This window comes from Akkermansia muciniphila (genome assembly GCF_002884975.1).
Taxonomy (GTDB): Bacteria; Verrucomicrobiota; Verrucomicrobiia; order Verrucomicrobiales; family Akkermansiaceae; genus Akkermansia; species Akkermansia muciniphila_C.
Map to the genome: position 1 here is coordinate 37,250 of NZ_PJKB01000001.1, position 13,351 is coordinate 50,600.

The 13,351-nt window shown below is 60.2% G+C and carries 11 protein-coding genes and 1 tRNA gene; 3 read left to right on the forward strand and 9 right to left on the reverse strand.

Annotated elements, in window-relative coordinates; all coding sequences use genetic code 11:
- Window positions 1–103 precede the first annotated feature (103 nt).
- Complete coding sequence (locus tag CXU21_RS00175) at window positions 104–460, reverse strand: hypothetical protein (protein ID WP_102724590.1); 357 nt, start codon at window positions 458–460, stop codon at window positions 104–106.
- Window positions 461–649: 189 nt separating this feature from the next.
- On the opposite strand from CXU21_RS00175, the gene CXU21_RS00180 reads away from it, so the two are divergent.
- A complete protein-coding gene (locus tag CXU21_RS00180) occupies window positions 650–1,867 on the forward strand; it encodes a hypothetical protein (protein ID WP_146016866.1) in 1,218 nt (405 codons plus the stop codon).
- Window positions 1,868–1,911: 44 nt separating this feature from the next.
- Here the strand turns inward: CXU21_RS00180 and CXU21_RS00185 are convergent, their stop codons facing one another.
- The 4 genes from CXU21_RS00185 to CXU21_RS00200 are packed head-to-tail and all read right to left on the reverse strand — an operon-like array spanning window position 1,912 to window position 7,982.
- Window positions 1,912–4,110 carry a hypothetical protein gene (locus CXU21_RS00185; RefSeq protein WP_102724592.1) on the reverse strand — a complete coding sequence of 733 codons (2,199 nt, stop codon included), beginning with the start codon at window positions 4,108–4,110 and terminating at the stop codon, window positions 1,912–1,914.
- Entirely contained in the window at window positions 4,107–6,089 is a 1,983-nt protein-coding gene (locus CXU21_RS00190) for a BatA domain-containing protein (protein WP_102724593.1), read from the reverse strand. The genes CXU21_RS00185 and CXU21_RS00190 overlap by 4 nt, the downstream gene beginning before the upstream one ends.
- Window positions 6,090–6,126: 37 nt before the next feature.
- Window positions 6,127–7,071 carry a M28 family peptidase gene (locus tag CXU21_RS00195; protein WP_102724594.1) on the reverse strand — a complete coding sequence of 315 codons (945 nt, stop codon included), beginning with the start codon at window positions 7,069–7,071 and terminating at the stop codon, window positions 6,127–6,129.
- Window positions 7,072–7,097: 26 nt separating this feature from the next.
- On the reverse strand, window positions 7,098–7,982 hold the full coding sequence (locus CXU21_RS00200) for a ParB/RepB/Spo0J family partition protein (RefSeq protein ID WP_180972388.1): 885 nt from the start codon (window positions 7,980–7,982) through the stop codon (window positions 7,098–7,100).
- Between the two features lie 380 nt (window positions 7,983–8,362).
- Between CXU21_RS00200 and CXU21_RS00205 the strand changes: the two genes are divergently transcribed.
- Both CXU21_RS00205 and CXU21_RS00210 read left to right on the forward strand, forming a co-directional pair.
- Window positions 8,363–8,689 (forward strand): hypothetical protein, encoded by a 327-nt coding sequence (locus CXU21_RS00205; RefSeq protein ID WP_102724596.1) that lies wholly within the window; start codon window positions 8,363–8,365, stop codon window positions 8,687–8,689.
- 37 nt (window positions 8,690–8,726) lie between these two features.
- Entirely contained in the window at window positions 8,727–9,179 is a 453-nt protein-coding gene (locus tag CXU21_RS00210) for a hypothetical protein (protein WP_102724597.1), read from the forward strand.
- Here CXU21_RS00210 and CXU21_RS00215 read toward each other — a convergent pair.
- From CXU21_RS00215 to CXU21_RS00235, 4 genes are all read right to left on the reverse strand, one after another.
- A complete protein-coding gene (locus CXU21_RS00215) occupies window positions 9,176–9,757 on the reverse strand; it encodes a putative peptidoglycan-binding domain-containing protein (RefSeq protein WP_257996545.1) in 582 nt (193 codons plus the stop codon). The genes CXU21_RS00210 and CXU21_RS00215 overlap by 4 nt on opposite strands.
- Window positions 9,758–10,507: 750 nt before the next feature.
- Window positions 10,508–10,582: transfer RNA gene (locus tag CXU21_RS00225), tRNA-Thr, on the reverse strand.
- A 94-nt stretch (window positions 10,583–10,676) separates the two neighbouring features.
- Window positions 10,677–12,812, reverse strand: coding sequence for a DNA gyrase/topoisomerase IV subunit A (locus tag CXU21_RS00230; protein WP_257997336.1), 2,136 nt, complete (start codon window positions 12,810–12,812; stop codon window positions 10,677–10,679).
- Window positions 12,813–12,927: 115 nt separating this feature from the next.
- Window positions 12,928–13,308, reverse strand: coding sequence for a hypothetical protein (locus CXU21_RS00235; protein WP_102724599.1), 381 nt, complete (start codon window positions 13,306–13,308; stop codon window positions 12,928–12,930).
- Window positions 13,309–13,351: the final 43 nt, after the last annotated feature.

The window sequence follows — 13,351 nt, forward strand, 5'->3', positions numbered from 1 at the left end:
GATATGATGGTGTACGGAAGCCGCTTCATTCCAAGCGTTTTTCCGGTCCTTGCAGGGATTTCCCTTGATCCCGCTCCGCATGGAATCATATGAATCCCGGGCATCAGTTTTCCGTCAGCCTCAGGACGCCGTCACACTGCATGTCCCTGCCCGGCACAACAACGTGGTTTCCGTAAGAGGGGATTTTGGCCGTTACGGGCTTGTTGCGGAATTTGGACATAAACCGCTGGAAGGGTTCCATGTCTTCCGGAACGATTTTCACTTCCGTATAGGCGGGATTGGACTGCACGTCCGTGATTTCCACCCGGAAGGAGCCCACGCCGTTGCCGTCCGGCGTATAAAATTCCAGGGATTCCTCCGGAGAGGAGGGGTGCATGAAGAACAGGAAGAGCATGATGCCCAGGGCCACCAGGGTGACGATGGTCAGCGGAATGTTTTTTCTTAGTGGTCTGATGTGCATGTCTGCTTTTCCTCTCTTTCATAAGATTATGGGTTTTACTGGGACGTGTCAACCCCTCCGGGAGAAAGCCATGACGCGGATTTTATCCATCTTCTTTTGATGGAACGGCTTCCGGAGCGGAATGCGTGGAAGGAAAAAGGATTGCGTCCGGGAGACAATGTGGTAGCTTGTGCGGACAAAGGGAGCCCTATGACCGTGCCCGTAAAGATACTGTCCGCGTTGGCCGGACTGAGCCTGGCCGGAAGCGTTCATGCGCGCATCTGGACCAATGACCGGGGCGCAACCGTGGTAGCCGTGCTGGTGGCCGTACGGGATGCGGAGGTGGACCTGAAGCTTCAGGACGGGCGCGTGGTGGCCGTTCCCAAGAACGTTTTTTCCGGTGCAGACCAGGCGTATATTCTGGAATGGGTGAAGTCCGGCGGCACGCTTCCGGATACGGATGCGGGGGCGGAGAATCCCCCTGCGCCGGGTCCTCCCGGCGCTCGTTACGTTCCTCTGGAACCGAATTGGGATATTCCATGGCCTGCTGTTGCTGCGGCTCCCTCCTTGCTGCTGGTGAAGGCCGTGCAGGAGACGGACGAGCTGAGCGTATATGAAACGGACCATTTCATTATTGAGTCTCCCGGAAAATTGTCGGAAACGGAACGCATGGCTCTGGCGCGGCGGTTTGAGACCGTTTTATCCGTCCTGGCGGCGGTTCCCATGAACCTGACGGTGGCGCGCCGCCCCTCCCGCAAGTATCTGGTGCGGGTGTGCTTTCAGGAGGAGGAGTTCAACCGGGCGCCGGGCCTGATGCATGGCAGGCTCAAGTTTTCCCCCACCAGTTTCACGGTTCTGCTGCTGCGGAGCAAGACAGGGAAACCGTTGAAGCTGGATGCAGTGGACCCGCGCTTTGCCGTTGCGCACTGGGTGGCGCAATCCATGGATCTGGAGCACTGGCTGGTGGACGGCTTTTCCGCGTACGTGGCTTTCCTTCCCATGGTGAAGGAGGCCGCGGTGTTCCGGAAGCTTCCCGAAAGGCTGGCCTCCAAGCTTCCCCGCGCCTTGCGCACCGGAAAGGAGCCGCTGCCTGCGCTGGCGGATATGCTGGCGCGGGATTCCTCCCATTCCGCCTCAGGCCATGACAGCGCCTTGAAGGGGGACGCGGCAGGGTACTGGGCCGGCCTGTTATGGACGGTGTACTGGTGCCACCTGGAAGGAGAGGGAAAGGCGGTCCGCCTCCGGAGCTACCTGAAGGCCTGGGACGCGGAGGACGCCAGGAAGGCGCGCGGCATCCTGCTGGACGGAAAGAGCCCGGAAGAAGTGCAGCAGGAAATGGCGGCAGCCTGGAAAAAGCTGGGCGTGAAGCTGAAGTTTGCGCCGCCGTCCCCTCCCGCTGCGGACAAGGCAGCGGCGGAGGAGAAGTAACGGAAGAGGACGCTCTTTCCCTGCGGAAAGGGGGAGCGCCGGGGTCAGATGGTGCCGTTGAGCTTTCTGCCTACCCAGAAGAGGGCAAGGAGGAAGAGGAGGATGCCGAGCGTGTAGGGGCTGCACCAGAGCAGGATGCGCGTTTCCATGGGCGGCGGCACCGGAAGGTCCTTGATTTCTTTAATGAGCTGCTGTATTTCCTCCGCCTTCACCACGCGTCCGCGCGTGATGGAGGTCATTTCTTCCATCAGGGCGGTATTGACGGGCTGGCCGGTTTTTTCCAGCGTTTCATTCATGGTGATGACCGGAAGCGTGACGGATTTGTCCGGCTCCGCGGAGGAGGAGGCCGTCAGCTTCCACGTGCCGGGACGGTTGATTTTAACGGAAGCGGTGAAGGAACCCCAGGTATGGTCCATGTTATCCATCTGCACGCGGCTGACGGTGCCTTCCGGTGCGGTGATGTCCAGGAAGACCTCCCCGTCCTGAAGGGGGGCGCCCAGCTTGTCGGAGACCATGGCGGTCACCGTCAGCGTATCCCCCAGGCGGGGGCGTTCCGGATTGGGAATCAGGCGGATTCTTTCCCCGGCGGCCATGTTGCGCTGGTAGCTCATCCAGCGGGCTACCTGGCTCCAGAAGCGGTAATGGTACTTATCCTCCACGCCGCGCCGCCAGCGCCAGGCGGAGTCCGTGCCCATGAAGAGGACTTTCCCGTTGCCGTAGGACTGGGTGACAATGAGGGGGATGCGTCCGTAGGCATTCTTGTCCGCCGCGTGCACGGCCAGTACGGTGGTGCCTGCCTTGGGCCGTTCCACGGGGGCGTACCAGTTGAAGCCCGGCAGGTTGCGCCACACCTCCTCGTTTTCACTTTCCGTGTCCGCCAGCATGGTGAGCAGGGAGCCGCGGCCCTCCGGCGTCAGGATGAGGGGGGAGGGGGCGGGCTGGGTGGTGCCTTCCGGCTTGGCGGTAAGGAAGGTGACGGGCATCAGGTCCCCCAGCTCGGATTTCAGGAGCTCCATCTGCTTGCCCTGGTAGCCGGGGAGGAAGACGATGCCGCTGGCCTGGTTCTTAACCATGCCCTTGAGCAGGGCTGCCTGTTCACTGGTCAGCCCCTTGGGGCCCAGCCCCACGTCTCCAATGAAGATGACGTCATACTGGGCCAGGTCTTCCATCCTGTCCGGGAATTTGAGCAGGTAGCCGGGGCCTTCCCCCACTTCCTCTATTCCCGGATGAATGAGCAGGGTGTGCACGTCCACGCCCGGGTCACGGTACAGGGCGTTCCGGATAAAGCGGTATTCCCAGCGCGGCAGCGTATCCACCACCAGCACCTTGATGGATTCCCGCCTGCCGGCGATGCTGAAGGAGGAGGCGTTGTTATTCTGCATCCGTTCCTGGGGCTGCACGGGGAGTTTGAGCTCCAGCGTTTCCGCCCCTTCCTTTTCTATTTTCCACAGGACGGCGCTGGACACTTCCCCCTGGGCCGGGATGGTAACTGTGCGCGTGACGGTTTTTCCCGTATCCCTGGAGGCCAGGGTGAGCGTGGTCCGGGTTTCCTTGCCCAGCGTGCTTTTAATGGTGAAGGGTATCTGCACCGTCTCCCCGATGATGCCGTAAGTGGGGGCTTTCACGTCCTGAAGGGCCAGGTCCGGCAGGGGGTACGGACTGCCTGCGGGAATGATGAAGAGGGGGATGCCGCGCGTGCGCATGCGCTGGGCCTGCGTGAGCACGGAAGCGGGGGCGTTATGTCCGCCGTCCGTGAACATGATGACGGCCCGGAGGTTGTCGGAGGAGTGCATGGCGTCTTCCAGCGGCTGGGCCAGGTCCGTGCAGGCCATGGCGTAGCCGGGGGAATCCGGGGCGGGGGGAGCGCTGAAGGACGCGTTCTCCACCACGTGCGTGTTTTTCAGTGATTCCGTGCTGTTCCCCTTGATGAGTTCCTGCACGTAGGCCGTGCGGGTGACGACGTGCAGGGGGGTGAGCTCCACGTCCTGCGTTTCCATGGAGCCGGAGCGGTCCTCCAGGATGGAGACCTTGGGTTTTTCCTGCGGGGCGGAGGTGATGACCCATTCCGGCTGGAAGAGCAGGAAGCAGATGGCCGCCAGAATCAGCAGGCGCAGCAGTTCCAGCTTGAAGGTGAGTGGACGGCGGTTGCGCTTGCAGGCGATGCGGCTCATCCATACGCCGAAGCCCATGACCAGGACGGCCAGGATGATGCTTAACGCGGTAGGTTGAAGGCTCAGGCTCATGGGCGGGTAGCGGGGTTGGGACGTTTGGCCGTGTGCCTGGGCAGGCACAGGAAGGCTTCCAGAAGCAGGCAGGCAAGGGAGATGATGAGGAAGAGCTTCCAGGCCTCCTGCACCAGGGAGGGCGTTTCCGCCGTGCTCTGCATGGAGCTGATGGAAGCCCCCGGCAAAAGAAGGCGGAGCTTTTCATCCGTGATCTGGTCCGGATTGTCTTCAGACCAGGGGCGGTTGACGGCGTAGGTCTGCGCCCCCAGGCGGTACACGCCCGCCGTATCCGCCGGGGAGCCTGAGGGATGGGTGCCCTGGGCGTTGTCCATGCGCACGGGTGTATCCGTAGCGGATTGCGGCAGAGCCGGATCATTCACCCGGAGGGAGATGGCGGTGGAAAAGCGTTCCGCCCCCCGGTCCGCCATGCGCTGGAGCAGGGGGAGCAGCAGGTGGCCGTCCGCCAGGTTGGACCAGGAGTATCTGGGGAGGGTTCCCAGGAACAGGGCTGAGCCCGTTCCGTACCGGACCTGGGCGACGGCGCAGGCGCCGTCATGCCAGGAAGCCAGGGTGCGGTATTTGCCCAGCAGGGGCTTGCGCCGCACGGCGCGGAGCCGGTTGGCGGGGATGGCCGCCTGGCCGGAGCCGTCCCGGAGGAAGCCGCGCTCACGGTCCCACGTTTCCAGGCGGTAATACTCGTCCGGAGGGGCCGTTTCCATCGCGCCCCAGGAAACGCCCAGGAACGGGTGGCGCGTGCCGTGGGCCGTGTCATCCGGAAGGAAGAGGACAAGCCCCCCTTCCTCAATAAAGGTCCGGAGTTTTTCTTCCATTTCCGCGCGCGGCGGCGGTCCGTACCAGACGACCATGGATTGGGAGGCCAGCTTGGTCTGCGCCGCCCGCGTGCTGCCGGGCATGGAGGCTTTCCTGTTGGGCAGGCCGGGAGGGGCGGACATCAGGGAGAGGGTTTTGCCCACTTCCCCGGGGGGGCCGCAGATGAGGATGTTGGCGAGGGGCCTGGGAGCGAAGGTGAAGAAGGAAAGGTCATCCCTGGTGAAATCATCATGAGGCAGGGAGACGAAGCCGAAACCGGATTCCTTGCTCTGCGGCAGCGGAATTTCCTTTTTGATGGTGGTGGTTTCCCCGGCCAGCTGGAGCGTGGCGGAGGCGGCGGCATTATCCACGGAAAGGTGCACCGGCACGTTCTCCGGCTGGTTGGGGTTGAACCCCTGGCGCAGGACTTCTAGGTCCAGCACCAGCCTGCCATTGTTCACCTGGGCCTGCCGCACCCGGATGCCCCGGTTGCTTTCCGGCCTGTCCCGGAGGGCCATGATGCGGATGGACGGAGGAATAGCCAGGGCGTCCAGACGCTGGCGCACGCTGGACCAGAGGGGGGAGTCCGGCTTCCAGGATGAGGCCTGCATGTCTGAGGCGATCCAGATTTCCGTTTTTCCGGAACCGGATTCCTCCAGATAGGGGATGGCCTTTTGAAGCAGGGCCGGGATATCCGCGCCGCCGTCCGTGGTCTTGCTCACGGTCAGGTCCGCCAGGGCTTCCGGAGCCGGAATCTGGGTAACGGTTCCGGTGGTGGAGTCAAGCAGGGAGAGGCGGCAGCTGCCCAGCTGCGCAAAGGTGGATTCCACCAGGGGAGGGATGGCGTCCCGAAGGGAATTGGTCTTGTCCGGCCGGGCGTCCATGGAGGCGGAGCGGTCCAGAACCAGGAGGACTTCATTCAGGCCGGAGCTTCCCCAGCCGAAGAAGCTGCTGAGCAGGGGCCGTGCAAAGGCCGTTACCAGCGCCGCCACGGCCAGGACGCGCAGAGCCAGGATCAGGTAATGCAGCAGTTTTTTTGTTCCCCGGGTTTCCCTGGCCGCGCGGAGCAGGAATTCCATGGCCGCCCAATGGACGGACCGGTGCCGCCACCGGTTGACCAGATGGATGATGATGGGGATGGAGGCTGCGAAGAGAGCCCAGAGCAGCCAGGGAGAGGTGAAGGACATGGGAAGGTAGGGGTAGTTGGGTATTCAGGCCTGCTGGTCAGGTGGAAGGCGGACCGGGCAGCAGCTGGCGGAGGATGTGCAGGGTCATTTCTCCTGTGTTTCTGAAAGATTTTTCTCCCAGGATGCCCATGTTATCCTTGGACGTATGCCACCAGTTGCCGTCCTCAAAATCGTCAATGAGGTTCAGGGTGTCCATGCCGCGCTCCATGAAGGGGACGTGGTCGTCCAGAATGGCGTAGCCGGATATTCCCCATTCCTGCGGTGAATAGCCCAGTTCACGGATGGCGCGGGAATAAACCTGGTACATGGACTGGGGCGTCATGGCCGGAATGCGTATCTTTTTCCCCTGGCGCCCCACCATGTCCAGGTTGAGCTGCCACCGTGGCAGCGGCGGTTGCAGGGCGGCGGCATAGTGCTTGGAGCCGTACAGGCCGTCGTCATTGTCCATGTGCTCGGCAAAACTTTCTTCCCCGTCAAAAAACACCAGCTCCATTTCCCTGGCGCGGACGGGCTCTCCGGACAGGATGCGGGCCGTCTCCAGAATGGCTGCGGCGCCGGAAGCGCCGTCATTGGCTCCCGTGAATCCGGGGATGTCCGGCTTGGTATCAATATGGCAGGTCAGCAGGCCCTGCACGGGAGCCCGGAAATCCGGTTCCGGGCCAAAGCGCGCCCGCAGGTTGGTGAACCGGACGCGGCCCTTGGGCGTTTCCTCCTCAAAGGATTGTTCCCGGCACGTCCAGCCGTGTTTGGCCAGTTCCCCTTTCAGGTACTCCAGTTGGTTACGGTAGCCGGGGGTGCCGGCGCTCCTGTCTCCCATCTCCGTTATCCGGGCGGCGTGGAACATGGCGTTCCCGCCGTTGAAGTGGTCCGTTTCCTGCAACTGGGCGGGAATGGTTTCCGCACTGTCAGGGAGCGTTTCCACGGGCTTTCCGCACTGCATCAGCAGGGCCGTGAGCAGAATGAGTCCAATGCGGGGCGTCATGGGAAAAAGACGGGGGTGGGAGGTTTTTACTTGGAATCAGACCATTCATCCTGTCCCAGAAGTTCAAGGATGCGGATGAAGTCAGCCTTGCTGGAAAAGGTAATCTCAATGGAGCCCTTGGACCCTTGTCCGGAGATGTTTACGGGCGTGCCGAACTGTTTGGCAAGCACGCTGGAAATCTTCTTGTACTGCGGGGAGGAGGGCTTTCTGGCCGGGGCGGGTTCCGGAGGATTGAGAATCTTCTGGATGGCCTTTTCCGTCTGGCGGACGGTGTACCCCTTGTTGACGATGTCGCGCCCGAGCTGGATCTGCTGGTCCTCATTCCGGAGGGAAAGCAGGACTTTGGCGTGTCCCACGCTGATGAAGGCGTTCCCCAGCATGTCCTGAACCGCCTGGGGCAGGTCAAGCAGGCGCATGCTGTTGGCTACGGAGGCGCGGGATTTGCCCACCCGCTTGGCAATGTCTCCCTGCTTCATGCGGAATTCCGTTTTCAGGCGCATGTAGCCGGAAGCCTCTTCCAGCGGGCTCAGGTTTTCACGCTGGAGGTTTTCAATCAGCGCCAGTTCCAGCACATCCTTGTCGGAAGCTTCCCGGATAATGGCGGGCACCGTGGAAAGGCCCAGGATGCCGGAAGCGCGCCAGCGCCTCTCCCCGGCGATCAATTCATACTTGCCGCTCTCCGTTTTCCGGACAATCAGCGGCTGGATGATGCCATGTTCCTTGATGGAATCCACCAGTTCCGCCAGTTGTTCCGGGGTAAAAATGGCGCGGGGCTGAAGGGAGCTGGGGATGATGGAAGCGTGGGATAATTGATGCACAACGTCTCCCGCCTGGGGAGCCGCCAAGGATTCACGAGACAGATTTTGATTGATAAGGGCGTCAAAGCCTTTCCCCAGAGCCGGTTTTGCCATAGCAGAGAAGAAACTAGCATGAACCTGTTCCGTTTTCAACAGGGTATTTGTTATCTGGGGCGGAAATTCCCGCCCTCGCGCCCGGTTGGCGGTGCGGCGCGTATGACGGTGTTCCGTGTCCGGAAGATGGTTCTCAAGAAGCGCTGCGGGAGCTTCCTTCCCGGTGGTCCGGGTACGGGCGGCTTCGTTTTCTCTTTCCATGGACGCGTCAGGCGTGTTGCCGCGCCCCCTACGGACGGTTCAAAGATGGGCTTGCCCTGAAACGGTCCGCGTGCAGGCCCTTTCCGGGCGATGAACCAACAAATGAACAAGATGAACAGTAATAACCAGTTTAATGATGGGGAAGTCTTTCTCCCTGAAACCTTCACCCCTGCCGTCCGATGAACCTCAACCTGACGGAAGAACAGAAGAAGGCCGCCCTGGAGGCGGGAAAACAGGGCATGAAGGCTGCCTATGAGAAGAGCAAAGCCAGGACAGGCTTGAAATGGTGGGAACGCCTCCTGTGGGTGGCCCTGGCAGGAGCGGTTTATGCGGCGGCCGCTCTGCTGGGCGGCTGCGGGCATACCGTTGACGTGACGGCGCAGCGGACGGAAATCTGCAAGGATGGCTCCTGCCTGGTGCTGGAGCCGGGCCGTCTTTCCTACTCCCAGGCTCAGCCGGAAGCGGACATGCAGCCTGTTATCCAGAGAATCAGGAAGAGCAAGTGATTCCGGCCTGTCCAGTCCATGGGGAAAGGAGGATGGAATGAACGCTTTATCAGCCGCCGCCGCGTACTACCTGGCCGCGGGGAGGAAGGCGGAGGAGATGGAGGAAGACGGATGCCACCAGGACGTATGCGTTCTTACCCCGCAGCTGGTCCTGATGGCGCGCCGGGTGGACTCCGCCGCCCCCTTTTGCCGGATTGTTGATGTCCGCTGCCGGTTCAAGCCGGAACGGTGCGACGCCTGGCACCTTCATTTTCTGGCAGGGGACGTGCGGAACCTGCTTTCTTATGAACAGGAGATTCTTTCCCTGCGGTGGATTCTGACCCAGCACGGCAAGCGGGGGGACGGCCGGCTGGCGAAGCTTTCTTCAGCCCGGTTTTGCCGCCTGCTGGCGGCGTCTGCGGAGGGGAAGACGCCTTTCCCCCATGTGGATAAAACGGAAGCGCCCATGCGGGGAGACCGCATGGACGCTTTTTCACGGCAGTTTTTCTAAACCAGGGAACAGGCGAACCGGTAGGCGTCTTCACTGCGGCTCAGCCAGCCCTTCCCGAAGATGGGGAACTGCTTGCAGGAGCGGTAAAACGCCTTGCGCCGCTCATTGAGGCTGGCGAGGAATTTGGCCTCTCCGGACCGGGCAAGAACGGTTTGCAATGTTTCCCGAGTCTGTTTTCCGGGAATGCCGTCTTCCGTGAGGGAGGCCCCGTGGTCATTAAGGGCCCGCTGCAGGATTTTTCCGGTGTTCCTGCTTCCGGAATTGAAGTAATGGTCGCGCAGGATGAATTCCGTGGCCGGATGGGCGTCAGAGCCGATCCAGGAGCGTACGGCGGAGGTATTATCCAGAACGTATTGCAGGCATCCTTCCCAGGCCTCTTCCCGTTTTCCGGCATCAAGCAGGGCTTTGAGGCGGTTGAATACGGCGGGTTCAATGCCGTCGCAAATGCCGCAAATCTCCCACTTGCCGCCCTTGTCGGCGGCAGGAAGACGGGTGACCCTGAGGGAATTCGGGCCTGTAACGCGGTCATCTTCAAAGCGGAGAATGGCCGCAGCCATGTTTTTTTCTGTAGTATTCATTGATTCAACGATGGATAGTATTTCCGGGAACTGCAATCAGTGCATGTTCAAGAGGGGAAACGGCTTTTTAACGTGTCCATTGTTGTCCCCGGAGCCAGGGCATGAACAAGCCGGATTCCCTGGCAGGAGATTGGAATCATGGGCGGCAAAAATCACCACGCCGGAAATTTGCAGGAACCCCTGAAAGGCGCGGATTGATTCCGCTTTCCGGCTCTGGGACAGGTTTGAAATCCGGGAAACATTCCGGCTGGTTACCTGGAATAACGCACCGGGTCCGTTCCCGAGTATCCCGTCTGGCCGTTTTTCCATGAAGAGGATGCGGGGGAATTCTTACGAATTTCAAGAGTGTGAGAGCCCATGGCATTGAGTGATTTTTCCTGTGCAGGAAAAATTATTTGTCCCGGGGAGGAGGATTAAGTCTTGCGTCCTGCCGGAAATGATGTAACTGTTAATGGACTTTACGTTAGGATACTTCGCCTCTCGGCCCTCGGGCCGGGGGGCTTTTTTATCGGTTGCTTTCCCGGATAGGGGAGGTGTTCCGCCGGGAATCCGGGGAGGAAGGAAAAAGATATCTCCCTCCCCCTTCCGTTCCGCGCAAGTCAACAATGCATGCTCCTGCGGAAAGGTACGCGTCCATTTCATGGCAATGCTATATGCCCGCTGAACCCTTGTTTAATGGAACGTGCAGACGTGGATGATGCCGCCCATAAAAAGAAAACCCCTCAAGCGGTGAACTTGAGGGGTTTATAATGGAGCCGCTTGTCAGATTTGAACTGACGACCGTCCGCTTACAAGGCGGGTGCTCTACCACTGAGCTAAAGCGGCGTGGTGAATAAGGTGGCACATATCTACCGGAGATGGCCCGCTGTGGCAAGCCGAAAATGGGGTGGCAGGGAGGACGCTCCTCATTTTAAATGCTTCAGGATTCAAACAGGGAGCCCTGTTCCAGCGCAGGTCCGGAGGGGGGGCCTTCTTGGCCCGGGGCCGGGGAAGCCTGCGGCGTTGCCGCATCCGGAGCGGGCGTGCTTTGCGCCTGTTCCGCTTCAGGGGCGGAGGCTTCTTCCTCCGCTTCTTCATCCCCGGATTTGGCCGGAGGCATGATGCGGGAGACGCGTTCCACTGGGTGCTTGGTGATGATGTTGCCTTGGGCGCCCCGGTTTTTAATCCTCAGCTCTGAGAAGTGGAATGGCCTGACCAGGTTGCGGAGTTTCAGCACGGCCTTCAGGTACACGTTCACGCTGATCTGGGCGCTGTTTTCCTCCGTCTCATGCACGGAGAAGTGGAAGATGCGCGTTCCCTTGGTTCCGAGCGTCAGGGGATATTCCTTGTCCCGGGTAAAGCCGCCTATATGGAAGCGTTTGGCGTACACCGGGCCGTCCCTGCCGTCCCGGTAAATCAGATTGAAGACGGGATCGTCATCTTTCTTGATCACGGAAATATAAAGGGGATTTTTACCGGCAAAGAATTTGTCCTGGATGCGCACGATTTTGAGCACCCCCGTACTGTCGATGACCAGCACGTCGTCCAGCGTGGAGCACTTGCAGACGGGGTTCCCCTTCTTGACGCCATAGCCGGCGAAGCCCTCTTCATCAATATACAGCGTTTCATTGGCCACGGCCACCTGGGCCCGGTCCACGGAGCCGAAAGAGGAGATTTCCGTTTTCCGGGGATAGGCCGCGCCATATTTTTTGCGCAGGGACTCAAACCAGCGGATGGTGAACCTGGTGAGCTGGCTGAGGTTCTTCTGCGTCTGTTCAATGTCCGCCTCAAGCTGCCGGATGTGCTGGTCCGCCTTGAAAGCGTCAAATTTGGAGATGCGCTTGATTTTGATTTCCGTCAGGCGCACCAGGTCGTCCCTGGTGATGGGGCCGCGCAGTGCGGCGGCAAAGGGCTGCAATTCCCGGTCAATGGTGTCCAGCACTTCCTCCCATGTCTCTGAATCTTCAATGGAGAGGTAGATGCGGTTTTCAATGAAGATCTTTTCCAGGCTTGCCTGGTGCCATGCCTCGTTGAGTTCCTTGAGGCGTATTTCCTGCTCCCGGCGCAGGATTTCCCTGGTGGAGTCCGTGTTGTAGCGCAGGATGTCGCTGACGCACATGAACCGGGGCTTTTCTTCCACAATGACGCAGGCGTTCGGGGAGATGCTGACCTCGCAGGCAGAGAAGGCGAACAGCGCTTTCCTGGTCTGCTCCGGGTCCGCTCCGGCGGGGAGGTGCACCAGGATGTCCGCGTGCTGGGCCGTATTGTCCTCAATGCGGGCAATTTTGATTTTTCCCTTCTCCGCGGCGGAGACGATGGAATCAATCAGGAGTTCCGTAGTGACCCCGAACGGTATTTCCGTGATGCGGAGGAGTTTTTTTGATTCCGTAATGATGCGCGCCCGGATACGCACGCGGCCCGTGCCGCGTTCCCCGTCCCGGTAGTTGGTGGCGTCCATCACGCCTCCGGTGGGAAAGTCCGGCAGAAGCTGGAAAGGCTGTCCGCGCAAATGGGCGATGGAGGCGTCAATCAGCTCATTGAAATTATGGGGGAGAATTTTACTGGACAGGCCCACGGCAATGCCTTCCGCCCCCTGGGCGAGAAGGAGGGGAAATTTGACGGGCAGGCTGACCGGTTCCTTGTTCCTGCCGTCATAGGAAAGCTGCCATTCCGTGACCTTGGGGCTGAATACCACATCGTGGGCAAAGGGGGTGAAGCGCGCTTCAATGTACCGGGAGGCCGCCGCGGGGTCTCCCGTCAGGATGTTGCCCCAGTTTCCCTGCGTATCAATCAGCAGCCCTTTTTGTCCCAGGCCCACCAGCGCATCTGCAATGGAGCGGTCGCCGTGCGGGTGGAATTTCATCGTGTCGCCCACGATGTTCGCCACTTTATTATAGCGTCCGTCATCCAGCCTGTCCATGGCGTGCAGGATGCGGCGCTGCACGGGTTTAAACCCGTCATTGATCTTGGGGACGGCCCGTTCCAGGATGACGTACGAGGCGTAATCCAGAAAGTAGTCGGCATACATGCCTTCCACGGACTGGCTCGCGGGAGCAATGTGGGCGGGTTGAGTCACGGCCGCAAATATTAAAGGAATTGTTCCGGAGGGGCAAGTGCGATCTCCGGAAAGAAAATAACCGGCCCTCCGTTAAGGAAAGCCGGTTATCGGGAGAAGGAATGGAGAACTATAATCAGGCCTGTCTGGCGGTCAGCCTGTTTTTGAGTTCCTCGGCTTCAGCGCGGAGGGTGTCAAGCTTGGCTGTCTGGGCTTCAAGGTCGGCAATTTCTTCCAGCACGGCGGCCAGACGGCGCAGGTCTGCGGGCTGGGCCGCTGCAAGGGGCTGCGCCTTGGGGGCCGCTGTGTTTTTGGTGCCGGGCTTGCGGCCGCGCTTGGCTTTAGTGGCCTTCATCCAGCTGGAAATAGTCACTGTGCTAATGCCATAGCGTTCAGCGGCTTCTTTCTGGGCGCCCCTTTTGTTCTGGGTTTTTCGTTCAGCAATGAAATCAAGAACGGATTGTTTTTCTTCAGGCGTATAGCGCCTCTTGTTTTTGGTGCTGTCGTTGGAATTCATGATATTGACGAGTGGTTCTTTGTTTAATAAAAGCTCCGGAGGG

Bases quoted from the DNA above. Each gene is read 5' to 3' on its own strand.
- CXU21_RS00235 (WP_102724599.1), bottom strand. From the start codon at position 13,308: ATGAATTCCAACGACAGCACCAAAAACAAGAGGCGCTATACGCCTGAA.
- CXU21_RS00180 (WP_146016866.1), top strand. From the start codon at position 650: ATGACCGTGCCCGTAAAGATACTGTCCGCGTTGGCCGGACTGAGCCTG.
- CXU21_RS00205 (WP_102724596.1), top strand. From the start codon at position 8,363: ATGAACCTCAACCTGACGGAAGAACAGAAGAAGGCCGCCCTGGAGGCG.
- CXU21_RS00190 (WP_102724593.1), bottom strand. From the start codon at position 6,089: ATGTCCTTCACCTCTCCCTGGCTGCTCTGGGCTCTCTTCGCAGCCTCC.
- CXU21_RS00200 (WP_180972388.1), bottom strand. From the start codon at position 7,982: ATGGCAAAACCGGCTCTGGGGAAAGGCTTTGACGCCCTTATCAATCAA.
- CXU21_RS00210 (WP_102724597.1), top strand. From the start codon at position 8,727: ATGAACGCTTTATCAGCCGCCGCCGCGTACTACCTGGCCGCGGGGAGG.
- CXU21_RS00185 (WP_102724592.1), bottom strand. From the start codon at position 4,110: ATGAGCCTGAGCCTTCAACCTACCGCGTTAAGCATCATCCTGGCCGTC.
- CXU21_RS00215 (WP_257996545.1), bottom strand. From the start codon at position 9,757: ATGAATACTACAGAAAAAAACATGGCTGCGGCCATTCTCCGCTTTGAA.
- CXU21_RS00175 (WP_102724590.1), bottom strand. From the start codon at position 460: ATGCACATCAGACCACTAAGAAAAAACATTCCGCTGACCATCGTCACC.
- CXU21_RS00195 (WP_102724594.1), bottom strand. From the start codon at position 7,071: ATGACGCCCCGCATTGGACTCATTCTGCTCACGGCCCTGCTGATGCAG.